Origin of the sequence: Mycolicibacterium sp. TUM20985, from assembly GCF_030295745.1 — a bacterium.
Taxonomy (GTDB): Bacteria; Actinomycetota; Actinomycetes; order Mycobacteriales; family Mycobacteriaceae; genus Mycobacterium.
In genome coordinates, this window is record NZ_AP027291.1 from 3,797,892 (window position 1) to 3,823,048 (window position 25,157).

25 protein-coding genes are annotated in these 25,157 nt (G+C 68.9%); 5 read left to right on the forward strand and 20 right to left on the reverse strand.

Annotated elements, in window-relative coordinates; genetic code table 11:
* Positions 1 to 35: 35 nt before the first annotated feature.
* The 14 genes from smc to QUE68_RS18700 all read right to left on the reverse strand — a co-directional run bounded on the left by smc (position 36) and on the right by QUE68_RS18700 (position 15,259).
* Positions 36 to 3,632, reverse strand: a complete 3,597-nt coding sequence (smc, locus tag QUE68_RS18635) for a chromosome segregation protein SMC (RefSeq protein ID WP_284227625.1) — start codon at positions 3,630 to 3,632, stop codon at positions 36 to 38.
* Between the two features lie 26 nt (positions 3,633 to 3,658).
* Positions 3,659 to 3,946: an acylphosphatase gene (locus QUE68_RS18640; RefSeq protein WP_284227627.1), complete on the reverse strand. Its 288-nt coding sequence runs from the start codon at positions 3,944 to 3,946 to the stop codon at positions 3,659 to 3,661.
* Entirely contained in the window at positions 3,946 to 4,353 is a 408-nt protein-coding gene (locus QUE68_RS18645; protein WP_284227628.1) for an OsmC family protein, read from the reverse strand. The genes QUE68_RS18640 and QUE68_RS18645 overlap by 1 nt, the downstream gene beginning before the upstream one ends.
* A gap of 77 nt (positions 4,354 to 4,430) precedes the next feature.
* The gene (locus tag QUE68_RS18650) at positions 4,431 to 4,856 is read right to left on the reverse strand and encodes a cupin domain-containing protein (RefSeq protein ID WP_284227629.1); all 426 of its coding nucleotides are present in this window, start codon (positions 4,854 to 4,856) and stop codon (positions 4,431 to 4,433) included.
* Between the two features lie 56 nt (positions 4,857 to 4,912).
* A complete protein-coding gene (gene mutM, locus QUE68_RS18655) occupies positions 4,913 to 5,773 on the reverse strand; it encodes a bifunctional DNA-formamidopyrimidine glycosylase/DNA-(apurinic or apyrimidinic site) lyase (protein ID WP_284227630.1) in 861 nt (286 codons plus the stop codon).
* Positions 5,766 to 6,512 (reverse strand): ribonuclease III, encoded by a 747-nt coding sequence (gene rnc, locus QUE68_RS18660; RefSeq protein ID WP_284227631.1) that lies wholly within the window; start codon positions 6,510 to 6,512, stop codon positions 5,766 to 5,768. The genes mutM and rnc overlap by 8 nt, the downstream gene beginning before the upstream one ends.
* A complete protein-coding gene (locus QUE68_RS18665) occupies positions 6,509 to 7,135 on the reverse strand; it encodes a YceD family protein (RefSeq protein WP_286274232.1) in 627 nt (208 codons plus the stop codon). Before QUE68_RS18665 ends, rnc begins: the two co-directional genes overlap by 4 nt.
* Before the next feature lie 31 nt (positions 7,136 to 7,166).
* Positions 7,167 to 7,904 (reverse strand): cell division protein SepIVA, encoded by a 738-nt coding sequence (gene sepIVA, locus QUE68_RS18670; RefSeq protein WP_284227633.1) that lies wholly within the window; start codon positions 7,902 to 7,904, stop codon positions 7,167 to 7,169.
* A gap of 189 nt (positions 7,905 to 8,093) precedes the next feature.
* Positions 8,094 to 8,573 (reverse strand): pantetheine-phosphate adenylyltransferase, encoded by a 480-nt coding sequence (coaD, locus tag QUE68_RS18675; RefSeq protein WP_284227634.1) that lies wholly within the window; start codon positions 8,571 to 8,573, stop codon positions 8,094 to 8,096.
* A gap of 11 nt (positions 8,574 to 8,584) precedes the next feature.
* A complete protein-coding gene (rsmD, locus tag QUE68_RS18680; protein WP_286275866.1) occupies positions 8,585 to 9,151 on the reverse strand; it encodes a 16S rRNA (guanine(966)-N(2))-methyltransferase RsmD in 567 nt (188 codons plus the stop codon).
* Entirely contained in the window at positions 9,148 to 12,618 is a 3,471-nt protein-coding gene (locus QUE68_RS18685; protein ID WP_286274233.1) for a pyruvate carboxylase, read from the reverse strand. Before QUE68_RS18685 ends, rsmD begins: the two co-directional genes overlap by 4 nt.
* A gap of 34 nt (positions 12,619 to 12,652) precedes the next feature.
* Positions 12,653 to 13,282 (reverse strand): vitamin K epoxide reductase family protein, encoded by a 630-nt coding sequence (locus tag QUE68_RS18690; RefSeq protein ID WP_284235680.1) that lies wholly within the window; start codon positions 13,280 to 13,282, stop codon positions 12,653 to 12,655.
* A complete protein-coding gene (locus tag QUE68_RS18695) occupies positions 13,279 to 14,088 on the reverse strand; it encodes a DsbA family protein (protein ID WP_286274234.1) in 810 nt (269 codons plus the stop codon). The genes QUE68_RS18690 and QUE68_RS18695 overlap by 4 nt, the downstream gene beginning before the upstream one ends.
* 34 nt (positions 14,089 to 14,122) lie before the next feature.
* Positions 14,123 to 15,259, reverse strand: a complete 1,137-nt coding sequence (locus QUE68_RS18700; protein ID WP_455012254.1) for an alpha/beta hydrolase — start codon at positions 15,257 to 15,259, stop codon at positions 14,123 to 14,125.
* Here QUE68_RS18700 and QUE68_RS18705 point away from each other — a divergent pair.
* Positions 15,258 to 16,115: an aldo/keto reductase gene (locus tag QUE68_RS18705; protein WP_286275868.1), complete on the forward strand. Its 858-nt coding sequence runs from the start codon at positions 15,258 to 15,260 to the stop codon at positions 16,113 to 16,115. The genes QUE68_RS18700 and QUE68_RS18705 overlap by 2 nt on opposite strands.
* Before the next feature lie 5 nt (positions 16,116 to 16,120).
* On the forward strand, positions 16,121 to 16,960 hold the full coding sequence (locus QUE68_RS18710) for an aldo/keto reductase (RefSeq protein WP_286274235.1): 840 nt from the start codon (positions 16,121 to 16,123) through the stop codon (positions 16,958 to 16,960).
* Positions 16,961 to 16,988: 28 nt separating this feature from the next.
* Here QUE68_RS18710 and QUE68_RS18715 read toward each other — a convergent pair whose 3' ends face one another.
* Positions 16,989 to 17,399, reverse strand: coding sequence for a nuclear transport factor 2 family protein (locus tag QUE68_RS18715; protein WP_286274236.1), 411 nt, complete (start codon positions 17,397 to 17,399; stop codon positions 16,989 to 16,991).
* Between the two features lie 175 nt (positions 17,400 to 17,574).
* On the opposite strand from QUE68_RS18715, the gene QUE68_RS18720 reads away from it, so the two are divergent.
* Positions 17,575 to 18,159, forward strand: coding sequence for a TetR/AcrR family transcriptional regulator (locus QUE68_RS18720; protein WP_286274237.1), 585 nt, complete (start codon positions 17,575 to 17,577; stop codon positions 18,157 to 18,159).
* On the opposite strand, the gene QUE68_RS18725 is transcribed toward QUE68_RS18720, so the two are convergent.
* The 3 genes from QUE68_RS18725 to QUE68_RS18735 are packed head-to-tail and all read right to left on the reverse strand — an operon-like array spanning position 18,156 to position 22,740.
* Positions 18,156 to 18,857: an HNH endonuclease family protein gene (locus QUE68_RS18725; protein ID WP_286274238.1), complete on the reverse strand. Its 702-nt coding sequence runs from the start codon at positions 18,855 to 18,857 to the stop codon at positions 18,156 to 18,158. The two genes, QUE68_RS18720 and QUE68_RS18725, sit on opposite strands and share 4 nt — an antisense overlap.
* Positions 18,854 to 21,106, reverse strand: a complete 2,253-nt coding sequence (gene recG / locus QUE68_RS18730; RefSeq protein WP_286274239.1) for an ATP-dependent DNA helicase RecG — start codon at positions 21,104 to 21,106, stop codon at positions 18,854 to 18,856. Before recG ends, QUE68_RS18725 begins: the two co-directional genes overlap by 4 nt.
* Before the next feature lie 2 nt (positions 21,107 to 21,108).
* Positions 21,109 to 22,740: a DAK2 domain-containing protein gene (locus QUE68_RS18735; RefSeq protein ID WP_286274240.1), complete on the reverse strand. Its 1,632-nt coding sequence runs from the start codon at positions 22,738 to 22,740 to the stop codon at positions 21,109 to 21,111.
* Between the two features lie 205 nt (positions 22,741 to 22,945).
* Between QUE68_RS18735 and rpmB the strand changes: the two genes are divergently transcribed.
* Positions 22,946 to 23,140, forward strand: a complete 195-nt coding sequence (gene rpmB, locus QUE68_RS18740; protein ID WP_284227688.1) for a 50S ribosomal protein L28 — start codon at positions 22,946 to 22,948, stop codon at positions 23,138 to 23,140.
* A 10-nt stretch (positions 23,141 to 23,150) separates the two neighbouring features.
* Here the strand turns inward: rpmB and QUE68_RS18745 are convergent, their stop codons facing one another.
* Positions 23,151 to 23,834, reverse strand: coding sequence for a uracil-DNA glycosylase (locus QUE68_RS18745; protein ID WP_286274241.1), 684 nt, complete (start codon positions 23,832 to 23,834; stop codon positions 23,151 to 23,153).
* 28 nt (positions 23,835 to 23,862) lie between these two features.
* Positions 23,863 to 24,819, reverse strand: coding sequence for a thiamine-phosphate kinase (locus tag QUE68_RS18750; RefSeq protein ID WP_286275870.1), 957 nt, complete (start codon positions 24,817 to 24,819; stop codon positions 23,863 to 23,865).
* Positions 24,820 to 24,919: 100 nt separating this feature from the next.
* Here QUE68_RS18750 and QUE68_RS18755 point away from each other — a divergent pair, with 100 nt between their 5' ends.
* On the forward strand, positions 24,920 to 25,153 hold the full coding sequence (locus tag QUE68_RS18755) for an Lrp/AsnC family transcriptional regulator (RefSeq protein ID WP_286274242.1): 234 nt from the start codon (positions 24,920 to 24,922) through the stop codon (positions 25,151 to 25,153).
* Positions 25,154 to 25,157: the final 4 nt, after the last annotated feature.

A 25,157-nucleotide genomic window follows, 5' to 3' on the forward strand; every position in this document is an offset into this window, starting at 1 on the left:
CGCGTCATTGTCTCAGGGCGGGGTCCGGCAACGGGCTAGGTGGTCGTGGTGACGAGTTCCTGGCCCCGCATCCGCTGCGAGATCACGGTCGTGATGCCGTCGTCGCGCATGGTGACGCCGTACAGGGCGTCGGCGATCTCCATGGTCGGCTTCTGGTGGGTGATGACGATGAGCTGCGACACTTCGCGGAGCTGTTCGAACAGGCTGATCAGGCGGCGCAGGTTGACGTCGTCGAGCGCAGCCTCGACCTCGTCCATGACGTAGAAGGGTGAGGGGCGGGCCCGGAAGATGGCCACCAGCATCGCGACCGCCGTCAGCGACTTCTCGCCGCCGGACAGCAGGGACAGCCGCTTGATCTTCTTGCCGGGTGGACGGGCCTCGACCTCGATGCCGGTGGTCAGCATGTCGTCGGGGTTGGTCAGCAGCAGCCGGCCCTCACCGCCGGGGAAGAGCGTGGCGAACACCTGGGTGAACTCTCGCTCCACGTCGGCGTATGCCTCGGCGAAGACCTGCAGGATGCGCTCGTCGACGTCGGTGATCACGTCGAGCAGATCCTTGCGTGCGGCCTTGACGTCCTCGAGCTGCGTGGACAGGAAGTTGTAGCGCTCCTCGAGAGCTGCGAACTCCTCCAGCGCAAGGGGATTCACTCGGCCGAGTTCGGCGAGCTCCCGATCGGCCTTCTTGGCCCGACGTTCCTGAGTGGCCCGGTCGAACGGCATCGGCGCAGGCGTGGTGACCTGCTCACCCCGCTCCTTGGCCTGTTCGTACTCGGCCATCTCCAACTCCGAGGGCGGGAGCGGGACGTGTGGGCCGTACTCCTCGACGAGATCGTCGGTCGCCATGCCGAACTGTTCGAGCGCCTGTTGCTCCAACTGCTCGATGCGCAGGGACGCCTGCGCCTTCGCCACCTCGTCGCGGTGCAGGGAGTCGGTGAGCGCGGTGATCCTGGCGTTGAGTTCGTTGACCTCGTGGCGGACCCGGCTCAGCGCCTCGGCCCGGTGGCTGCGCTCGGCGGCCAGTCCGTCCCTGGTGCGACCCGCCACCGCCACCGCCACCGCGAGCCGGGCCGCGACCAGTCGGCCCGAGTCCGCGACCGCCGCTGCGACAGTGGCGGCGAGCTCACGCGCCTCGCGGGCCCGCTGCGCGCGCAGCCGCGCCTCACGTTCGGCGGCCGCCGCTCGGCGTAACGAATCCGCCCGTCCGCGAACGGCATTCGCCCGTTCCTCTGCGGTGCGGACGGCCAGCCGTGCCTCGAACTCCGCGGCGCGTGCCGCCTCGGCCGCAGCGACGGACTCCTGACGGTCGACCGGTTCGGCGTCGAACATGGGCAGCTCCTGCGCATTGCGCAACCGCTCCTCCAGACCCGACAACTCCTCGACGGTCTTCACCCGCCCGGCCTCCAGCTCGTTGCGCTGGCCGTTGAGGCGTTGCCACTCCTCCTCCGCCGCGCGGGTCTCCTGCCCCAGTCTGCCGAGCTGTTCGTAGATCCCCGAGATCGCCGCATCGGATTCGTTGAGCGCCGCGAGGGCATCCTCCGCGGAATCCTGACGCGACTGCTGCTCGGCCACGGCGCCAGACAGAGCCGCGGTCAGCTCGGACACCTGTCGTTCGGCGGACGCCAATTCCGCACGCGCCTTGTCGATTTCGGAGGTGATCTCCAGCGTGCTCGGCTTGCGGTCGGAGCCGCCGGTCAGCCAACCGGCGCCGACCAGGTCGCCGTCCGCGGTCACCGCACGCAGCTCGGGATTGCGCGCGACGAGATCGAGTGCCGCGGTCAGATCGGACACCACCACCACCCCGGCGAGCATCGCCGCCATCGCGCCGCGCAGACGTGGGGCCGGCTCGACCAGATCGACCGCCCACAGCGCGCCATCGGGCAGCGAGTGATTCGAACCCGTTGCTGGCGAGGCAGTTTCGGGCCAATCCCCCAGCACGATCGCCGCGCGGCCGCCGTCGGCCCGCTTGAGGGCCGCGACCGCCGAGCGCGCGGCGCCGAAGCTCTCCGCGGCCAGCGCATCGGCCGCAGAGCCGAGTACGGCCGCGACCGCCGCCTCGTGTCCGGCGCGCACCTGCAACATCTTTGCCACCGACCCCAGCAGTCCAGATCCGTCGTGGTGCTTCTGCAGCCAGGCGGCGCCATCCCTGCGGTCCAAACCCACCGCCAGCGCGTCGATGCGCGCCTGCAGCGACGCCACCTGCCGTTCGGCGGCGCGTTCGCCGGCCTGCAACTCCGCGACCCGCGAGTCGGCCAGCCGCAGCGCCATCACCGTGCGGTCGTGTTGATCGTCGAGACCGAGCTCGCCCGCGTCGAGCTCGCCGACGCGATTCTGCACGGTCTCGAAGTCCACCCGGGACTGCTGGACCCGCAGTGCCGACTCCTCGATGCTGACCGTGAGGCGAGCCACCCCCTCGTCGATCGACTCGACTCGCGTGCGGATGGTGTCCACCTGGCCGGAGAGCCGCGCCAACCCCTCGCGGCGGTCGGCCTCAGCCCTGGCCGCGGCGAGATGGGCACGTTCGGCCTCGGCCGCAATCCGTTCGCGCTCACCCAGTTCCGCGCGCGCCGCCTCCTGCCGCTCCCGGCACTGCGCCAGCTCGACGAGCAGCTGCCGTTCATGGGAGGCCACCTCGTCGGCCTGGGCCTCGAGTGCGTCCGGATCCGCGCCCTGGGCCACCTCGGCATCGGCGTCGAGGAGTTGCGTTCGCTCGCTGGCGATGCGCACGGTCGCACTGACCCGTTCGGCCAGCGCAGACAGCCGGAACCACGTCTGCTGCGCGGCCTCGGCACGCCCGCTCAGACCGGCCACCGCCGTCTCGTGGGCGGCCAGCTCGAACGTCGCGGTCTCCAGGCGGGTGCTGATCTCGTCGTGCTCGCGCCGCAGCGTCGTCTCGGCCTGGTTGGTGTCGTTGAACTCGGCGCGTCGCGTGACGAGATCGTCGGCGGCCAGGCGAAGCCGGGCGTCGCGCAGATCGGCCTGGATGGTCTGGGCCCGCCGCGCCATCTCCGCCTGACGTCCCAACGGTTTGAGCTGTCGCCGCAATTCGCTGGTGAGGTCAGTGAGCCGGTTGAGGTTCGCCGACATCGAATCGAGCTTGCGGACCGCCTTCTCGCGGCGCTTGCGGTGCTTGAGCACGCCGGCGGCTTCCTCGATGAACGCGCGACGGTCCTCCGGCTTGGACTCGAGGATCTCCGAGAGCTTGCCCTGGCCGACGATGACGTGCATCTCGCGCCCAATGCCCGAGTCGGACAACAGTTCCTGAACGTCCATCAGCCGGCAGGCGTTGCCGTTGATCTCGTACTCGCCTGCGCCGTCGCGAAACATCCGCCGCGTGATCGACACCTCGGTGTACTCGATCGGCAGCGCGTTGTCGGAGTTGTCGATCGTCAGCGTCACCTCGGCGCGGCCCAGCGGCGCCCGCGACGACGTCCCGGCGAAGATGACGTCCTCCATCTTGCCGCCGCGCAACGTCTTGGCGCCCTGCTCGCCCATCACCCACGTCAACGCGTCGACCACGTTGGACTTACCCGAACCGTTGGGTCCGACGACGCAGGTGATGCCCGGCTCGAACCGAAGAGTCGTCGGCGAGGCGAAGGACTTGAAGCCCTTCAGCGTCAGACTCTTCAGATGCATGACGTGCCACCTTACCTGCGAAGTTGCTATCGCTCGGCGAAGCCCTCGATCGGGTCGCCGGCGTCGGACCAGTCGAAGACGACGGTGTCGACCCGCCCCGGCGTGGCCCCACCCTGGAGCATGTCGAGCAGCCGCTGACATGCCGCGTGGGAACCGCGGGCGACCACGTGCACGCGGCCGTCGTCCTTGTTGGCCGCGAACCCGGTGAGGCCCAGTTCCAACGCCCTCGCCCGGGTCCACCAGCGGAACCCGACACCCTGGACCCGGCCGTGCACCCACGCGGTCAGGCGGACGTCGTCCCCGACCGGCGGCATCACTTCTGGGTGACCTCGAACGTCACCTCGGCCCCGGTCTTGAGCGTGCGCCCGACGGTGCACACCTTGTCGATCGAGCGCTCGACGATGACGAGGAGCTTCCTGATCTCCTCCTCCGACAGCGCCGACAGATCGACCTCGAGGTGCTCCTCGAGCAACGGGTAGCGCTCCTGCTCGCGGTCCGCGGGCCCCGACACCCGCACCGTGGCCTCGTAGTCGTCACCGAGCCGGGCGCGCAGGGCGTGGTCGCTGCTCATCCCGCTGCATGCGGCCAGGGCGATCTTCAACAGCTCCCCCGGGGTGAACACGCCCTCGACGTCCTCGGACCCGATCATCACCTCCGCGCCCCTGGTGCTGCGACCGGTGTAGCGGCGCACGCCCGTGCGCTCCACCCATAGGTCAGTCATGAAACACCCTTCGTCGACACCGGTCATTCGCAGACAGTGAAACAGTGCGTCCGCCGCTGCTGATTCCGGGCCCCGCGTCAGCCTCTTGAGCCGATCAGCTGCTTGGCCCGTCGGGCGCACTCGACGAGCAGGCGCAGCGGCGCCGGCAACCCCCGCCGGATGATGGCGTGCTTGCGGACGTACTGCGGCACATGCCAGGTGGACCAGGTTCCGGCTCGGAACAGCGCGGCGTCCCCGGCGCGCAGCCAGGTCGGCGGCACCCCCTCACCGCTGACCTCGACCTCACCCTCGATGACGTAGACGGTCTCGTCGCGATCGAAGTACCACCTGAAACGGCCCGCAGTGCAATCCCACACGTAGTGGTTGGCCATCCGGTCGGCGCTCCCGCACCACCAACTACTGCGGCTCTTCGGCGTCCCCTCGAGAATCCAGTCCGGGTCGATGGTGGCGTCGAGCAATTCCGGGCCCTGGCCCTGGCACACCTCGATGGGCCGATTGGTCACGACATCCCCTTGGGTCGACGATGCAATGGTCACACAGGAAGCTCACAGTAACTGGTCTACGACGGGCGTGGCGGGCGCGGTCTCGGCTGGCAACGGGGGCAGTAGAACGACGACCGGTTCATGAACTTGTCGCGCTGCATGACCGCACCGCAGCGGCCGCACGGCTGCCCCTCGCGGCCGTAGGCATCCAGCGAGCGGTCGAAGTAGCCCGACTCGCCGTTGACGTTGACGTACAGCGAGTCGAACGACGTGCCGCCCTGACCGAGCGCGTCGCGCATCACGTCCGTAGCGTGGTCGAGGATCGAGGCCAGTGTCGGCTTGGTCAGCGTTTCGGCGATCCGCGCGCCGTTGACCTTCGCGCGCCACAGCGACTCGTCGGCGTAGATGTTGCCGATACCCGAGACGACCGTCTGATCCAGCAGCTGCCGCTTGATCTCGGAATGCTTGCGCCGCAACACCTTCACCACCGCGGCACGGTCGAACAACGGATCCAGCGGATCGCGCGCGATGTGTGCGACGGGGACGGGGACCTCGGTGCCGTCGACGGTCACCAGGTCGGCCAGCCGCCAGCCCCCGAACGTGCGCTGATCGACGAAGCTCATCGCCGTTCCATCGTCGAGGAGGGTGGCGACCCGTAGATGCTCGGTCTTCGGAACGGGTCCCAGCAGCATCTGCCCACTCATGCCGAGGTGGACCACCAGGGCGTCGCCGCTGGCCAGCGTCAGCCACAGGTACTTACCGCGTCGCCCCGTTCCGGTCACGACGTTGTCGAGCAGTCGTGCCGTCAGATCCGCCGGGCCCTCCTCGTGGCCGCGGACGGCGCGAGGATGGTTCACCCGGACCGCGGTGATGGTCCGTCCGACCACGTGCGCGGCCAGCCCGCGCCGGACGACCTCGACCTCGGGAAGTTCAGGCATTCCGCTCGGGCGTGCGGTTGGGAGATGTGGCGTCTTGGCCGGCGAACTCGAGCGACTCGAGTGCCTTGTACGCCGCGGCGGCGGCCTGTTGTTCGGCTTCCTTCTTGGTCTTGCCCTCGCCCACGCCGAAGTCCTCGGCGTTGACGATCGCCCGCGCGGTGAAGTGCTTGTCGTGTTCGGGTCCGGTGGAGGCCAGGACATAGCTCGGGACGCCCAACCGGCGGGCCGCCGCGAGCTCCTGCAGGCTGGTCTTCCAGTCGAGACCCGCACCCAGGTTCGCGGCGGCCTCGAGTGCGCCGGAGAACAACCTGATGACGACGTCGCGTGCCACCTCGTGTCCGTGCTGCACGTACGCCGCGCCGAGCAGTGACTCCACCGCGTCGGCGAGCAGGTTGGCCTTGTGGGAGCCACCGCTGGCCACCTCACCGCGGCCGAGCAGGAGGTAGGCGCCGAGCCCGTCGGGGGGGAGATTCCTGGCGATCCGGGCCAGCGCCTGGGTGTTGACGACGGCGGACTTCAGCTTGGCCAGTTCGCCCTCGCTGCGGTCGGGGTACTTGGCGAAGATCTCCGCGGTGATCACCAGACCCAGCACGGCGTCGCCGAGGAACTCGAGGCGCTCGTTGGTGGGCAGCCCGCCTGCCTCGTAGGCGTAGCTGCGGTGGGTCAGGGCCAGGGTCAGAAGATCGTCGGGCAGGTCGACGCCGATGGCTTCGAGTAGCGGAGTCCGGTCGACCGTCACTCGCGACCCCCGGGCACCTGATCCGACGATCCCTCTCCGACGGGTTTCATGGCAGCCAGCTTCGCCCACCTCGGGTCGATGACGTCGTGGTGGTGCGGGTCGGCGTCATTCTCGAAGTCGGCCAACGCGGCACCGCACTCCGGGCACAGGCCCGGGCAGTCGTCCCGGCACAGCGGCGAGAACGGCAGTTCCATCCCCACGGCGTCGATGATCGGTTGCGTCAGATCGACGGTGTCGTCGATGACGCATCCGACCTCGTCGTCATCGTCGGTGGTGGCCTCGGTGGTGCTGTCCGGATACGCGAACAACTCGGTGAGGTGGATCTCGACGTCCCCCGCAACGGCAGTCAGGCAGCGGGCACACTCCCCTGCCGTCGGCGCCGACATCGTGCCGCTGACGAGCACGCCCTCCGACACCGACTCAAGACGCAGATCGAGTTCGACGGGAGCACCCTCGGGGATGGCGATCAGCTCGATGCCGATCCGCGACGGCGACGGCACCGTTTCGGCGAACGTGATCATCGAGCCGGGCCTCATGCCCAGTCGTGCCACGTCCAGCACGAACGGAGACTGCGGCCCACGGCCAGACCGACCATGTGCGCCATGCTTCGACTTTCCGGCCATTAGTCGATCTTACGGCCGTGGTCGGCAGTCCCTACCGTTGCGCGTAGTCGTGCGTCCCTGCAGCGGTGCGCAGTTGGTGGCGGCCACGCCCGACGGAGCGCAGCGTGCCGTTCAGATAGTCCTCGAATTCGGCGAGCTTGCTGTCCACGTAGATGTCGCATTCGCCGCGGAGGCGGTCGGCCTCGGCGTGCGCGGTGTCGATCAGGCGGGTGGCCTCCGAGGTCGCGGTCTGCACGATCTCGGTCTGCGACACCAGGCGCTGTTGCTCCTTGATGCCCTCCTGGACGGCCTTCTCGTAGGACAGGTTGCCGTTCTCGATCAGGCGGTCGGCTTCGGCCTTGGCCCGTCCGGTGCTTGCCTCGTACTCACGCTTGGCGGTGGTCATGATGCGATTGGCCTCCTCGCGGGCCTCGCCGACCATTCGCTCGCTGTGCTGGCGCGCCTCGGCGACCATGCGGTCGGCCTGGCTCTTGGCGTCGGACAGGATGCGGTCCGCTTCACCACGGGAGTGGTTGACCAGTGAATCTGCCTCGGCGGTCGCCGTCGAGACCATCGAATCGGCGTGATCCTTCGCCTCGCGCAGCATCCCGTCGCGGGCGTCGAGCACGTCCTGGGCGTCGTCGAGTTCGCCGGGGATGGCGTCCTTGATGTCGTCCAGCAGTTCGAGAACGTCGCCGCGGGGCACCATGCAGCCAGCCGTCATCGGCACACCGCGGGCTTCCTCGACGATCGCTCCGAGCTCGTCGAGCGCCTCAAATACTCGGTACACGGCAACACCCTCCCGGCCTAGTTTGGTCGTTACCAGTGTGCCTGGTGTTGCTCGTGTGACTAGGGAAGCCACGCCGGTGAGTCGGGTTTCGCCCAATCGGCCCGCAACCCCTCGAGCGTGCGATGTCATCCGCTTCGCCCGGCGAGTTGCGTATGACACCGCACAGCCGGCGCACGGTGGCGGGAGGGCTCAGCGCTCGGCGAGCTTGGCCCGGAGGCGCGCGTTCACGGGCGCTGGCAGCAACTCCGAGACGTCACCGCCGAGGAGTGCGACCTCCTTGGCGAGCGAGGACGACACGAAGGAGTACTGCGGCGTCGTGGCGACGAAGAAGGTGTCGACGCCGGCAACGTGCTTGTTCATCTGCGCCATCTGCAGCTCGTACTCGAAGTCGGTGCCGGTGCGCAGCCCCTTGACGATCGCGGTGAGGCCGTGGGACTTGACGAAGTCCACCACCAGGCCGCTACCACTCTGCACCCGCAGATTCGTCAGGTGCGTCGTCGACTCGCGGATCAATTCGATGCGCTCCTCGGCGGTGAACATGCCTGCCTTGTTCGGGTTCACCAGCACGGCGACCACGACCTCGTCGAACTGTGCAGCCGCACGTTCGAAGACGTCGACGTGGCCGAGGGTCACGGGATCGAACGAACCGGGGCATACGGCGCCACTCATGCCCGACGACGCTACGCGATCTCCCCGAACTCGAGGCGGGTGTCGCCGTAGCGGCGGTCCCGCCCCGCCGACCACGCGGCGGGCCACGCCAGAGGCGGCGCAAACGTCGGCCGCTCGACCACGGCGATCGCACCGGGACCCACCCAGCCGCGATCGGTCAGGGCGTCGAGCACCGCCTCCACGTCCGCCGACGCGACCTCGTACGGCGGGTCGGCGAACACCAGGTCTACCGGCCGGCCGGTACCCGCCGCGAGCACCGAGTCGACGCTGGCGCACCGCACCACCGCGCCGGTCACGCCAAGGGCCGCCGCGTTGGCCTCGATGACCGCCACCGCGCGCCGGTCGGACTCCACGAACACCGCGGACGCGGCGCCGCGCGAAAGCGCTTCCAGCCCAAGGGCTCCCGAACCCGCATACAAGTCCAGGACATTGACACCGTCCAGATCGAGGCGCGCGGTCAACACGTTGAACAGGGACTCGCGGACCCGGTCCGTCGTGGGACGGGTGCCCCGACCGGACCGGCTCTGCGGTACCGCGATCCGGCGACCGCCGTACCGACCGCCGACGATCCGGGTCAGTTCGATCCCCCGGTCGCTTCGCTCTCCCCCGCCGAACTCGATCCCCCGGTCGCTCCGCTCCTGCCCGCCGGGGAAATCACCGCCAGCAGGTCGCCACCTTCTACCTGTGCGGTGGCCGAGACGGCGACACGGTCGACGGTGCCCGCCTTCGGAGCGGTGATCGCCGCCTCCATCTTCATGGCCTCGATGGTGGCGATGGCCTGGCCCGCGCTGACCTGATCGCCCGCGGCGACGTTCACGGTGACGACCCCCGCGAACGGCGCGGCGACGTGGTCGGCGTTGGACCGATCGGCCTTCTCCGCTGCGGGCACGGTTTCGGCGATGCTCTCGTCGCGGACCACCACCGGTCGCAGTTGCCCGTTCAGGATGCACATCACGGTGCGCATGCCGCGCTCGTCGGCCTCGGAGATCGCTTCGAGGCCGATGATCAGGTCGACGCCACGGTCGATCTGGATGCGGTGCTCATCGCCGTGGCGGAGGCCGTACCAGAACTGGTTGGCCGACAGGCGCGAGGTGTCACCGTAGATCTCGCGGTGCGCCTCGAATTCCTTCGTCGGCCCGGGGAACAGCAGCCGGTTCAGCGCCCGCTGGCGCACGGTGCCGGGTTCGCGGAGCAGCGCCTCGTCCTGCGGGCTGAGTTCCGTCGGCGGCTTGGCGGGCGAGCGGCCAGCGAGTGCCTTGGTGCGCAACGGTTCCGGCCATCCGCCCGGTGGATCGCCGAGTTCACCGCGCAGGAAACCGATGACGGAGTCGGGGATGTCGAAGCGCGCCGGGTCGGCCGCGAACTCGTCGGCCGTGACGCCCGCGCCCACCAGTGCCAGGGCCAGATCGCCGACGACCTTCGAGGACGGCGTGACCTTGACCAGATGTCCGAGGACCCGGTCGGCACCGGCATAGGCGTTCTCGACGTCCTCGAAGCGGTTGCCCAGCCCGAGCGCGATCGCCTGCTGCCGCAGATTGGACAGCTGACCGCCGGGGATCTCGTGCGAGTACACCCGCCCTGTCGGGGCGACCATGCCAGATGCCCCAACATCGAACGGCGCGTACACCTTTCGCAGCGCCTCCCAGTACGGCTCGAGATCGCACACCGCGGACAGCGACAGCCCGGTGTCGTAGCGGGTATGCATGGCCGCGGCGACGATCGAGGACAGCGACGGCTGACTGGTGGTGCCCGCCAAGGGCGCAGCTGCACCGTCGACCGCGCTGGCGCCCGCCTGCCAGGCCGCCGTATAGGTGGCCAACTGACCGCCGGGCGTGTCGTGGGTGTGCACGTGCACGGGCAGATCGAACCGGCTGCGCAGGGCCGAGACCAGGGTGGCCGCTGCGGGCGCCCGCAGCAGACCCGCCATGTCCTTGATGGCCAGCACGTGCGCGCCCGCGTCGACGATCTGCTCGGCGAGCTTGAGGTAGTAGTCCAGGGTGTAGAGCGTCTCGGCAGGATCGGACAGGTCACCGGTGTAGCTCATGGCGACTTCGGCCACGGACGTTCCGGTTTCGCGGACGGCGTCGATGGCCGGTCGCATTGATTCGACGTTGTTGAGGGCGTCGAAGATCCGGTAGATGTCGATGCCCGTAGCCGTGGCCTCCTCCACGAAGGCCGAGGTCACGACTTCCGGATACGGGGTGTAGCCAACGGTGTTGCGACCCCGCAGCAGCATCTGCAGGCAGATGTTGGGCACCACCTCGCGCAGCGCCGCCAGCCGCTCCCACGGGTCTTCCTTCAAGAAGCGCAGCGCCACGTCGTATGTCGCGCCGCCCCAGCACTCCAGGGACAACAGCTCCGGGGTCATCCTTGCGATGTACGGCGCGACGGCCATGAGCCCGGAGGTGCGCACCCGGGTGGCGAGGAGCGACTGATGCGCGTCGCGGAAGGTGGTGTCGGTGACGCCCACCGCAGGCGAATCCCGCAGCCACGCCGCGAAACCCTCGGGTCCGAGCTCGACCAGCCGCTGCCTGCTGCCGGGCACTGGAGGCGCCTCCACGTCGACGACGTCGGCGCCGGGGAGCTTGTCCTGGGGGTAGATCCGCGTCCGGTCGCCGTACGGGGAGTTGACGGTGACCTCGGCGAGGTAGTTGAGCATCTTCGTCCCGCGGTCGGCCGAAGCGTGTGCGGTGAGCAGTTGCGGGCGTTCGTCGATGAACGACGTCGTCACTCTGCCCGCGCGGAAGTCGGGATCGTCGACCACCGCCTGCAGGAACGGGATGTTCGTCGACACCCCGCGAATCCGGAACTCGGCAAGACCGCGCCTGGCGCGCGTGACGGCGGTCGAGAAGTCCCGGCCCCGGCACGTCATCTTGACCAGCATCGAGTCGAAGTGGGCGCTGATCTCCGCACCGAGGGTGGTGCCGCCGTCCAGCCGGATGCCCGCCCCACCCGGAGACCGGTATCCGGTGATGCGGCCGGTGTCGGGACGGAATCCCTTGGCGGGATCCTCCGTGGTGATCCGGCACTGCATGGCAACACCGCGCACCCGGATCGAGTCTTGACTGAGCCCAAGATCGGCCAACGTCTCCCCCGCGGCGATGCGCAGCTGGCTGGCGACCAGGTCGACGTCGGTGATCTCCTCGGTGACGGTGTGCTCGACCTGGATGCGTGGATTCAGCTCGATGAAGACGTGGTTGCCGCGTTCGTCGAGCAGGAACTCGACGGTGCCGGCGCAGGAGTAACCAATCCGACGCGCGAAGGCGACCGCGTCCCCGCAGATCGTGGCGCGCAAATCGTCCGACAGGTTGGGGGCGGGAGCGAGCTCGATCACCTTCTGATGGCGCCGCTGCACGCTGCAATCGCGTTCGAAGAGGTGGATGACGTTGCCCTTGCCGTCGGCGAGGATCTGCACCTCGATGTGGCGAGGGTTGAGCACCGCCTGTTCGAGATACACCATCGGATCGCCGAACGCCGACTCCGCTTCGCGGCTGGCGGCCTCGATCGCCTCGGCGAGGGCACCGGCGTCCGCGACGCGCCGCATGCCGCGGCCTCCGCCGCCGGATACCGCCTTCACGAACAGCGGGTACTCCATGTCCGCCGCCGCGGCGACCAGTTCCTCGACCGATGCCGACGGCGCCGAGGACGCCAGCACGGGCAGACCCGCATCGCGCGCGGCGGCGATCGCCCTTGCCTTGTTGCCGGTCAGCTCCAGCACCTCGGCGCCGGGTCCGACGAACGTGACGCCCGCCTCCGAGCAGGCGGTCGCGAGCTCCGGATTCTCGGAGAGAAATCCGTATCCGGGGTAGACCGCGTCGGCGCCGGCATCACGTGCAACGCGGATGATCTCGTCGATCGAGAGATAGGACCGAACCGGATGCCCGGGCTCACCGATCTGATACGACTCGTCGGCCTTCATCCGGTGTGGCGAGTTGCGGTCCTCGTAGGCGTATACCGCCACCGTCGCGATGTTCATCTCATAAGCCGCGCGGAACGCGCGAATCGCTATCTCACCGCGGTTGGCCACCAACAGTTTGGAGATCACGCACTACCCTAACCCGCCCCCCGGCCGGTCCGACCTAGATCAGCGTCGACCAGTAATTCCAGAAGCGCACCAGGATCAGCAGGAGCACCGCGGTGAACCAGAGCACCACGAGAGACCAGCGCCACTGGTAGAGGACGCGCGCAAAAGTGTTGCCCGCCAAGGGCCGAAGGGCAATCGAGGACGCGACGACCAGAAGCGGTACGGTCACCGCCCACACCACCATGCAGTACGGGCACAGGGCCCCGATCACGTACAGGCTCTGATAGATCAGCCAGTGGACGAAGACGGCACCGAGTAACGATCCGGCCGCGAGACCGGCCCACACCCATTGCGGGAGAGCGACTTTCGCCACGGCTAGCACGCCGATCACCACGACGACGGAGAACGCCGCAATGCCGATCAGGGGGTTGGGGAAGCCGAAGGCCGACGCCTGCGGGGTGACCATCACCGAGCCGCACGACAGCACCGGGTTGATGCTGCAGGACGGAACGTAGGCGGGGTTCTGCAGAAGCTTGATCTTCTCGATCGTCAGCGTGGCCGCCGCGACGAGACCGATCACACCGCCCAACAGCACCCACACGGCGCTGGCAGTGGGAACCCGTCCCGAGGGAACGTCCCCCGTCGGCGCGGCAGGCGCGGTCTCGTTGGCGGCGGCGACGCTCATGGCGCAGTCGGGGCCGGTGCCGCGGGTGTGGGTGTGGGTGTGGGTGCCGGCGCGGCGGGTGCGGTGTCCAGACCGGGCACGTCGCCGACGAGCTCCTTGATCTTGGCCACCAGGGCGTCGGGGGTGGAGAACTGGTAGTCCTCGCCGTTGATCCGGACGGTCGGGGTGCCGGTCACGTCCGTGGCGCTCGCCAGGCCCTTGGTCATGTCGAGGTAGCGGCCGTTGGTGATGCACTCGGGCACCTTGCCGGCGGCTCCGGCCTGACGCGCCGTCTCGATCAGCTGCTGGTTGGTGGGGAACGTCGTGCCGGTCTCACTCGGCTGCTGTGCGTACAGGGCGGCGTGGAACCGCCGGAAGACCTGCTTGTCGGGGGTGGTGTCCTCGTCGGCCACGCAGTATGCCGCCGCAGCGGCCCGCGACGAGTAGTTCTGGTTCGCCGGACGGTCGAGGATCGCGACGAGGTAGAAGTCGGTGGCCACCACGCCGCTGTCGATCAGCTTGCTGATGGTGGGGCCGAACTGCTGCTCGAACCTGCCGCAGACCGGGCAGAGGAAGTCCTCGTAGAGCGACAGCACGGCCTTCGGCTCCGTGGTGCCCTCCTTGGTGACGACGCTGCTGGTCGCCACCCGGATGGCCTTCGCCTCGCCATTCGCGGGCTTCGTGCTGCCGGAGGTGACGATGTAGAACACCAGGACCACCGCGAAGATGACCACGACCGCGGTCAGCCCGACCTGGATCATCACGTTGCGCCTGCGGTCGGCAGCCTTCAGGTCGTAGCTGGCGTTCTTCTTGGGTTTCGTGGCCACGGCACTAGGGTACCGGCGGCGTCCCGCGTAGCCGTCAGGCCCGGCTCAGGTGCGCCCGCAGCGCCGAGACGATCTCCGCGGTGGCGGTCGCGCTGGCGCCGCCGAGGGGGAAGAAATTGGCGAAGGCGTGCACCAGCGAGCCGAACTGCCGGTGATCGACGGTGACACCCGCGGCGGCGAGCGCGTCGGCGTACTGGTTGCCCTCGTCCCGCAGCGGGTCGAAGCCGCCGGTGAGCACCATCGCCGGCGGCAACCCGGACAGGTCCTTGGCTAGCAGGGGTGACACCCGCGGGTCGTTGCGTTCGAGCGTGGAACCCGCCAGGTAGTTGTCGCGGAACCAGTCCATGTCCTTTTTGGTGAGGAAGAAGCCGTCGGCGAACAGCGTCTTGGACCTGGTGTCGTTCGCGAAATCGGTGGCCGGGTAGAGCAGCATCTGCAAGGTCGGCAGCGCGACCCCCTCGTCACGGGCCAGCTGGCAGACCACCGCCGACAGGTTGCCTCCGGCGCTGTCACCGCCCACGGCCACCCGCGCAGGGTCGGCGCCGAGCTCGACCGCGTGCTCCCGGGCCCAGCGGTAGGCGGCGTAGCAGTCCTCGATCGCGGCGGGTGCCGGGTGCTCCGGTGCCAGCCGGTAGTCGACGGCGAGGACGTGCACCCCGGCGTCGCGACAGATCAACCGGCACAGATCGTCATGGGTGTCGAGGTCGCCGACGACGAAGCCGCCGCCATGGAAGAACACCAGGAGAGGTTCTGAGCCCGACGCGTTGACCGGGGTGTAGTGCCGGACAGGTATCGCACCGGCAGCACCGGGTATCGACAGGTCCCGCACACCGACGGCGATACCGGCGTCGATCATCGAGGCCAGCTTCCGCAATTGCGTCCTCGCGACGGTGACGTCACTGCTGGCCACCAACCCGTTGATCCCCGCCGACCGTTGCGCGGCGAGCATGAACTGCAGCGTCGTATCGAGGGTATTGCCATCGATCGTCACGGAACGACGACCGACCAGCAGCCGCTTGGCGGCGTTGGGAAGGTGCGGAAGCAGGCGCAGCATCACGCCGCTGGAGGCGTTGAGCACCGCCAGCCGGGCGCGGCCGGGTTCGCCCGCGTCGCCGTGCGCCACGGCGCTCGATCCTCTTGCCGGAACGTCCACTGGCAGACTCCTCGTCATGGCTTCTCCTTCGAACCCTTCGGTTCCCTCGATCACGCTGAACGACGGTAATTCGATACCAGCCATCGGGCTGGGCGTTTGGCAGACCCCCGCGGGCGACACCGAGCGGGCGGTCGGTGCCGCACTGAACGCAGGTTATCGGCACGTCGACACGGCGGCGGCCTACGGCAACGAGGCCGAGGTGGGGCTGGCCCTGGCGGCGGCCGCGTCCTCGGGTATCGCCCGCGACGACGTGTTCGTCGTGACGAAGCTGTGGAATTCCGAGCAGGGGTACGACACGACGCTGCGGGCCTTCGACGTGAGTATGGGCAAGTTGGGCGTCGACTACCTGGATCTCTATCTCATTCACTGGCCGATGCCGGAGGTGAACGCCTTCGTCGACACCTTCAAGGCATTCGCGCACCTGCGCGATCAGGGCCGTGTTCGCTCGATCGGCGTCAGCAACTTCGAACCTGAGCACCTGCACACCCTCATCGATGCCGTGGGCATCGTGCCGGCGGTGAATCAGATCGAGCTGCATCCTCTGCTTCCACAGTCTGAGCTGCGGAAACTACATGACAGCCTGGGAATCGCCACCGAGGCGTGGAGCCCGTTGGGACAGGGCTCGCTGCTGGAAAATGCGACCGTCACCGCCGTTGCCGAGGCGCACGGCAAAACGCCAGCGCAGGTGCTGATTAGGTGGCACGTCCAGCTCGGTAATATCGTCATCCCGAAATCGGTGAACCCCGACAGGATTGCGAGCAACTTCGACGTGTTCGATTTCGAGCTCAGCGAGCAGGACATGACGTCCATCGCCGAACTCGAGGACGGAACGCGGCTGGGTCCCGATCCGCGAACCTTCAACTTCACAGGATAGGTGACATGACCTCGGCGGCAGCTATCCCACAAGTGGCTCTCAACGACGAGAACGGCATCCCCGCTCTCGGGATCGGCGTCGGCGAGCTGTCGGACGCCGAGACCGAACGCGCCGTGTCGACCGCACTCGAGATCGGTGTCCGCCTGATCGACACGGCCTCCGCGTACGGCAACGAAGAGGCGGTGGGGCGGGCCGTGGCCGCGTCGGGCATCCCCCGCGCCGAGATCTTCCTCACCACCAAGCTGGCCGCCGGTGACCAGGGCTTCCGAGCCGCCGTGGACGCGTGCCGGGCCAGCCTCGAGCGGCTGGGCACGGACTACATCGACGCCTACCTCATCCATTGGCCTGGCGCCGATGCCGGCGCCTACATGCACAGCTGGGGCGGCCTGCTGAAGCTGCGGGAGGACGGCCTGGTCAAGTCGATCGGCGTCTGCAACTTCTCGGCAGAGGATCTGTCCAACATCATCGAGTTGTCCTACGTCGCGCCCGCCGTCAATCAGATCGAGCTTCATCCGCTGCTCAACCAATCCGAGCTACGCGCCGTCAACGCCGAACACGACATCGTCACCGAGGCCTACGGCCCGTTGGGCGTTGGCCGCCTGCTCGACAACCCGACCGTCACGTCGATCGCCGCGGAGTACTCCAAGTCGCCCGCCCAGGTGTTGATCCGGTGGAGCCTTCAGCTCGGCAACGTGGTGATCCCCCGCTCGGCCACGCCGGCGCGCATCGCGGAGAACGCGGACGTGTTCGAGTTCGAGCTGGCCGCCGAGCACATGGACGCGCTCAACGGTCTCGACGACGGCACCCGCTTCCGGCCCGACCCCGCGACCTACACGGGTACCTAGGCGAGAGGGCAGGTCGCCGTCGCGGCGCCTACCCCAGCGCGTCGTGCCAGCACTTCGTGTCGGTGATCTGGATGAGCGACGCGATCCTGCCGTCCTGGATGGTGATGTCGTGCGCGAACGCTGCCTCGTACGGCCGTCCCGCGGTACGACTGCGGCCCCGGTAGTAGCCGAAGACGACGACACGTTCGTCACCAACGGCGAGGAACTCATCGGGTTGAGGCGCGGCGTCGTAATGGGTGAACGTCGCCGCCCAGACTTCGTTCAGCATCGTCAACGGACCCTCGACATCGCCGCCCACTCCGAAAGGCATTCCGGCGCTGACTCTTCCAACGAATGTCGGGTGCAGGAGATGTGCGAGCGCAACACCATCGCCGGCGGAGAATGCCGTGTAGAGCCGCTCGGCGATGACGGTTGCGGTGCTCGGTTCCCGGGTGCTCACCGAAGGCCCCGTCGATCGGCGGTCAGTTCTTCGGACGCATCGCCCCGGACCGGCCGCAGAAGCCGGCCAACCGCCGCACACGAGGGTGGCACGCGCAGAGGTACATGGAGATTCACTGCAACACTCCCGTTCTAGAGACTTCACTCTAGAAGTAGTAGAGCATAGTCTCTAGTTCATGGGTAGACCCCCGGTCCATTCCGATCTCGACTTTCTGCACGCAGCCGCGGCGCTCTTCGCCGGCGGTGGAGATCGGGCCCTCACCATGAGTTCGGTGGCTAGGGAGGCCGGCGCCTCGAACGGCTCGATCTATCATCGTTTTCCCGACCGGGCATCGCTGCTCGCTGCATTGTGGCTGCGAACCACACGCGAGTTCGAGCACGAATACTTCGCCGTTCTCGGCGATCCCCCCACGCGCACCGGAATCGTAGGCGCCGCCGCCTGGGTGGTGGACTGGTGCCGCGGCCATGTTCCCGAGGCGATCGTTCTCCAAGCGGGTATCCGAGCGTTCAACCCAACCGAATGGCCGGAATCCGCCCGAGCGGACGCGGCCGCCACGGACCTTGCCACTCAATCGAGAATCGCCGCTGCCGTTCGAGCCGTGGCCAAGCAGACCGGCCTCCCGCGAGACCAGATCGCCTTCGCGATGCTCGATCTGCCGTTGGCAGCAGTACGCCCCCACCTGCTGGCCGGTGAGGCGCCACCCAACCGGGTCACGGCGCTGGTTCGCAGCCTCGCGGAGCGCGTGCTCGCCGCGGCCTAGGCGAGAGGGCAGGTCGACGCGGCGTCGCGCAGCACCACCGCGGACCGGTCGTCGATCGGCAGCGCGTAACCCCGCAGCACGGCAGCGAACTGCACGGCGTACTGGCACCAGAACGCATGGTTGGGCGGCATCCAGTCGGCCGGCTCGGCATCACCCTTGTCCTGGTTCGCCTGACCTTGCACCGCAAGGAGATTCGCGGGATCGTTGGCGAACCGGATGCGCATCGCGTCGGTCCAATTCCTGGCGCCGAGATCCCACGCCAGGGCCAGCGGCACCAGGTGATCGATCTGTACCGCGGCGCCGATCTGATTGCCCCTGGTGAACGTGACGGTGTCGCTGGTGTACGGGTCATGCAACGTACCGGTGGCGACCGCCGTGGGGCAGCGCGTGATCGCGGTGAACGTCTTGTCGACCAGGTCCCGGTCGAGGATGTCGTTGCGGGTGTCGCAGCCGTTGTGCCCGCCGGGTGCGGTGGTGTCGTCGGTCCACGCCTCGCCGAAGGCCGCTCGGCGATAGTCGTGCCCGTGCACCCGCGCCGGGATGAGGGCGATGCCGGCGAGGATGTCCACCCCGGGCGCCACGGTGGGCACGTCGGCGTCGGCGACGAACCGGCTGGCACGGTCGCTGGCCGCGGTGACCTGAACGGCGACCACGATGGCGAGCACCGCTGCCACGACGGCCCAGCCGGACCGCTTCACGCCTTGTCCAGGTACTCGACGCGCTCGGTCTCGACGAATGGAGCTGCCAGCGCGGCCATTCCGCGATGATCCAGCAGTCGGGGGTCTGCGGCGTAGACGTTCTCGGCGAAGGCACGCGCGGCCTCGATGATCTCGCGGTGCTGGGCCAGGGACAGCAGTTTCAACGTGATGGGGCGGCCCGACTGGCTGAGGCCGAGCACGTCACCCTCGCGGCGCTCCTCCAGGTCGAGGTCGGCGAGCACGAACCCGTCCTGGGTGGACGCCACCGCCTTCAGCCGGGCGCCCGCCTTCGAGTCCTCGGGCAGATTGGTGGCCAGCAGGCAGAGGCTGGGATGCTCACCGCGCCCGATGCGCCCGCGCAGCTGGTGCAGCTGGCTGATGCCGAACCGGTCGGCGTCCATCACCAGCATCACCGTCGCGTTGGGCACGTCGACGCCGACCTCGATGACCGTCGTGCACACCAGCACGTCGACCTCACCGGCGCGGAACGACGTCATGACCGCGTCCTTCTCGTCCCCGGAGAGCCTGCCGTGCATGAGCCCGAGCCGCAGCCCCCGCAGCGGGCCCTGGCCGAGCCGTTCGAACAGCTCGACGACCGACGTAGCGGGCGGGCCCGACTCCTCGGCGCCGGACTTCTTCTTCCCCGAAGCCCTTGCGCCCGTGTCATCCTCGTCGATGCGGGAGGCGACGACGTAGGCCTGCCGACCCGCGTCCACCTCTTCGATGATGCGCTGCCAGGCCCGTTGCAGCCAGGCCGGCTTCTGCCCCATGAAGATCGTGTTGGTGGTGATCGGGCGTCTGCCGCGGGGCAGCTCGCGCAGCACCGAGGTCTCGAGGTCGCCGTAGACGGTGAGGGCCACGGTCCGCGGGATCGGGGTGGCGGTCATCACCAGCAGGTGGGGGGTGATGCCGTCGACGGCCTTGGCGCGCAATCGATCTCGTTGTTCGACCCCGAAGCGGTGCTGCTCGTCCACGACGACCATGCCGAGATTGCGGAACTCGACCGCGTCCTGCAGCAGGGCATGCGTGCCGACGACGATGCCGGCCTCACCGCCGGCCACCTCGTCGCGGACCTGACGCTTCTGCTGCGCGGTCATCGAGCCGGTGAGCAACGCCACCCGGGTCGCCCCGTCGGGTCCGCCGAGCTGACCCGCCATGGCAAGCGGGCCGAGTACGTCGCGGATGGACCGGTCATGTTGAGCCGCAAGGACTTCCGTCGGTGCGAGTAGCGCGCACTGATAGCCGGCGTCCACCATCTGCGCCATGGCCAGCAGCGACACGATCGTCTTTCCCGAGCCCACCTCACCCTGCAGCATCCGGTGCATCGGCTTGGTGTCGGCGAGTTCGGTGCTCAGCACGTCCAGGACGTCGTGCTGACCCGCCGTCAACTCGAAGGGCAATTGGCGCCCCAGCGCGGCGGCCAATCCGTCCGGTCGTGGCGGCGCGGACGGGCCGGTCGCGCTGAGTTCACCGTGTCTGCGTTCCACGAGTGCCCATTGCAGGCCGACGGCTTCGTCGAAGGCCAGTCGCTCCCTGGCCCGGTCCCGGTCCGCTGGCCGCTCTGCGAGGTGGATCGCCCGCAGCGCCTCGTCTTCCGACGCCAGATCCCATTGCGCCAGCACCGATTCGGGAAGCGGATCGGCGACCGGATCCAGGACGTCGAGCACCTGGCGGACGCACGCGTAGATGTCCCAACTCTGGACCTTGGCCGACGCCGGGTAGATCGGGAAGTAGTCCCGCTCGAACGCCGACAGCAGCACTTCGCCGTCAGCCTTGCGTGACGTCTCGGCGATCTTCGCCAGCGACCGGCTGCCCTTGCCCTGACCGGACCCCTCGAGGACGAGGAACGCCGGATGCGTCAACTGCATGGTCCCCTTGAAGAAGCCGACCTCCCCGGACAGCATCAGGCGGGTGCCCTCGGTCAGGATCTTCTTGCTGAACTTCGCGTTGAAGAACGTGGCCGTGACCTTGGGCTTGCGATTGGCCAGCGTGATGACCAGGAACTCGCGCTTGGGCTGACGGTTGGTCCAGCGGACGTCCGCCTTGGCAATCTCGTCGACGAACGTGACGTGCTCCCCCTCCTCGGGGGGCTCCCAATTCTCGTCGAGCACGGACATGCCCTGGCTGTAGCTGCGCGGGTAGTGCCGTAACAGGTCGTCGACGGTGCGGATCCCGAAGTGTTCCTCGAGCGGCCCCGCGGATTTGGCGCCGATGACCCGGTCCAGACGGTCGGTGAGCGCGACCGTCATGGCTACTCCACCCCGATCAGCAGCGCGTCGCCGCGGTGACCCGTGTGGTAGGTGACCAACTCGGCGCCGAGGTGGTGCTCGTGCACGTGGTCCTGAAGCGCAGCGCCGACCGCCGGCTCGACGCCGGCACCCGTCAGGACCGTGACGAGCTCACCGCCGGAGCTGAGCAGCAGGTCGATCAGGCCGGCGCCGGCAGCCACGACGTCCTCACCCACGATGAGCACCTCGTCACCGGAGATGCCGAGACCGTCACCGGGCCTGCAGGTTCCCGCCCACGTCAGCGCCTCCTCGGTGGCCACCCGCACCGAGCCGCACCGTGCGCCCGCGGCCGCCCGCGCCATGGTGTAACCGTCGTCCACGGCCTGACGTGCGGCGTCGTGCACGGCCAGCGCGGCCAGACCCTGAACCATCGAGCCCGCGGGTACGGGCACGACGTCGATACCCCAACCGATCGCCGCGGTACACCCGGCGACAAGCTCCTCGGCGGCCACGAAACCGTTGGGCAGCACCATGATCTGCGCGGCTTCGGCGTCGAAGAGCGCGCGCAGCAGCTGCTTGGCACTGATCGCGGCGTCGGCGTCCTGGCGCAGGACGTGGGCGCCCTCACCCTCGAACAGCGCCGTCGCACCGTCGCCGTCGACGATCGCCAGCACTGCACGGTCGCGGGTCCAGCCGCCCGAAGGATGGCCACCCCCGCCGGTCAGCGCGGTGATCTGGATGCGGCTGGGGGTGCCGACGTCCAGGCCCGCCTCGACGCCACCGCCCGCATCATCGGTGTGGACGTGTACCGAGTAGCGGCCACTGCTACCCGACGCCGCGATCGTCACCGACTCCCCGAGCTGCTCGAGCCGGGACCGGAGCGCGTCGAGACCGGAGTGGTCACACTCGTCGAGCAGATACATCACCTCGAATTGCGGTGGGGCGACGACCGGGGCGTCCGCGGCCGCGGTGCCGACCACGCCGGACGGCTCGTAGGCCACCCGGTGCGGAACGTGTCCGGTGAGGGTGGCGGTCAGGGCGTCGAGGAGGACGAGCAGCCCGCGCCCACCCGCATCGACCACGCCGGCGTCGGCGAGCACGTCGAGTTGCTGAGGGGTCTTCTCCAGCGCGATCACCGCAGCCTCCGCGGCCACCGCCACGACCTCGGCGGCGTCCGCCCGGTCGACGGCCGCATCCTCCGCGGCGCCCGCGGCGGCCACGAGCACCGAGACGATGGTGCCCGGCACACTCTGCCCGACGGAGGCGTCCGCCAAGACCGCCGCGTGCCGCAGCGCCGAGGCCAACAGCGGCCCGTCGATGTCGGCGAGGACGCCGTTGCGTTCCTCGGCCGCCTCGGCCGCGACGTCGGCCAGGCCGCGCAGGATCTGCGAGAGGATCACCCCGCTGTTGCCCCGCGCGCCCTGTAGCGCCCCCTCGGCGAGCGCGGCGGTCACGCCGGTGACGTCGGCGTCGCGGAGTCCCTCGGCCCTGGCGCCCGCGGCCCGCATCGTGAACAGCATGTTGGTCCCGGTGTCCGCATCGGCGACCGGGAACACGTTGAGACGGTTGATCTCGTCGGTGTGGGCGATGAGGTGTGTGACGGAGGTGTGGGCCCAGTCCTGAAGGCTGGTGGCGTCGAGCCGGCGTGCGGACATGCCCAACCGCCTCTCCTCCGACCCAACGCAGCCACGTGCCGGTCAGCCTAGCCACTCTGCCCGACACCGCCGCTTCATCCACGAGGGTTTCCGCACCGGTGGACGCCGTTTTGGCGATACCACCGACGGCCGGTATTCTGGTCGGGTTGTCGGGTCACCCGCGCTTGCGGTCGTTGGCCCCCCAGTACCGATCAAGGAGTTTCACATGGCTGCGGTTTGCGATGTCTGCGGGAAGGGTCCCGGCTTCGGCAAGTCGGTGTCGCACTCCCATCGTCGGACCAACCGCAGGTGGGATCCGAACATTCAGACCGTGCACGCGGTGACGCGTCCCGGTGGCAACAAGAAGCGCATCAACGCGTGCACGTCGTGCATCAAGGCGGGCAAGGTCGCGCGCGGCTGATCTGCCGCCGCTAGGGCAGCCGCCAGTCGATCGGTTCGGCACCCAGCTGCTCGAGTAGATCGTTGGCCCGGCTGAACGGCCGCGATCCGAAGAATCCCCGCGTCGCCGACAGCGGTGACGGATGCACGGACTCGATGGTCTTGCAGTGAGCACCCGTCAGCATCGGCGTCAGCGTCTGCGCGTCCCGACCCCACAGCACGGCCACCAGTGGCTGCGGCCTGTCGACCAACGCGCGGATCGCGCATTCGGTCACCGCTTCCCAGCCCTTGCCTCGGTGCGACGCCGGGGTGCCCGACCGGACGGTCAGCACCCTGTTGAGCATCATCACCCCGCCTTCGGCCCAGGGCGTCAGGTCACCACAGCTCGGTGCGGGGTGGCCCAGGTCGGTGGCGTACTCCTTGAAGATGTTGTCCAGGCTGCGCGGTAGCGGACGTACGTCGGGCGCCACGGAGAAGCTCAGCCCGACGGCATGCCCCGGTGTCGGGTACGGATCCTGCCCGACGATGAGCACGCGCACCTCGTCGAACGGAAAGGTGAAGGCGCGCAGCACGTTCTCACCGGCCGGCAGATACCGCTGACCCGCCGCGATCTCGGAGCGGAGGAATTCGCCCATCTGGGCGACGTGGTCGGTGACCGGCGCGAGCGCACGCGCCCAGCCGTCCTCGACGAGTTCTGAGAGCGGGCGCGCAGTCACGGGTGCACAACCTATCGTGCGCCGATGCTCAGAAGGACTGCCAGCCCGGGGCACCGGTCCAGGCGGTGCCGTCGACCGTCACCCGCGGCGGGCCCCCGAGCACGCGACCGATCGGGCGCCAACCCTCGGGGAGCGCACCGGGGAACGTCGCGACGAGCGCGTGGTCCTCACCGCCGGCGAGCACCCAGGCCCACGGGTCCGCCCCGGCCGCGGTGGCCGCCGCGGCGACGGCGGCGTGGTCGGCCGTCAACGCCACCCGGGACAGGTCGATGGCCACCCCGGAGGCGGCCGCGAGGTGACCGAGATCGGCCAGCAGCCCGTCGGAGACGTCGGTCATCGCCGTGGCGCCGCCATCGGCGGCTCGGCGGCCCTCTCCATAGGGCACCGAGGGCACCAGGTGCCGACGCCGGAGATCGACGAATCCGTCGATGCTCTCGAGCCAAAGGGCATGACCGGCGGCCGAGCGCCCCACCTCGCCGACGACGGCAACCACGTCACCGGGTTGCGCCCCGCCGAGCAGCACGGGCGCTCTACCTCCGAGGTCGCCGAACGCCGTCACCGAGACCACCCATTGCGGGGCGGCCACCAGATCACCTCCGACGATGCTCGCGCCGAAGCGGCGCGCCTCGTCCCACATCCCGTCGGACAGGCGCACCGCATCGGCGCCCGGCGTCGTGCCCGGTGCGCCGAACGCCACCACGAACCCGGTCGCCACCGCGCCCATCGCCTCGATGTCGGCGGCGTTCTGCGCGATCGCCTTGCGGCCGACGTCGTGCGGCGTCGACCAGTCCAGGCGGAAGTGCCGACCCTCGACCAGCATGTCGGTCGATACGACGACCCTGCCGTCGGGCGCTGCCACCACGGCCGCGTCGTCGCCGGGGCCCACCAGCACGGTCGGCGGCTGTGGGCGACCCTCGACGAGCCGGTCGATGACGGTGAATTCACCCAGCTCGGCAAGCGTCTCGGCCCGCTCGTCGTCGGTCATGTCACCCCCGAAGTTGCGTGTCCTGAACACCGGCGCGACCTGCGGTACGTTAAGCCCCTGCGACGAGGAGTCTATGCAGCTGGAACGGAGGACAGCGCGGGTGGTCGAGGCATTCATGCTGATCCAGACCGAAGTGGGCCGCGCCGAAGTCGTCGCCAAGCAGCTGGCCGGCCTGCCCGGAGTATCGTCCGCCGAGTACGTGACCGGTCCTTACGACGTAGTCGTCCGCGTCGAGGCAGCCACCCCGTCGGAGCTGCACGCCGTGATCGTGCCCAGCGTCCAGCAGGTGACCGGGATCACCCGCACCCTGACCTGTCCGATCGCCGAATCCTAGAGTG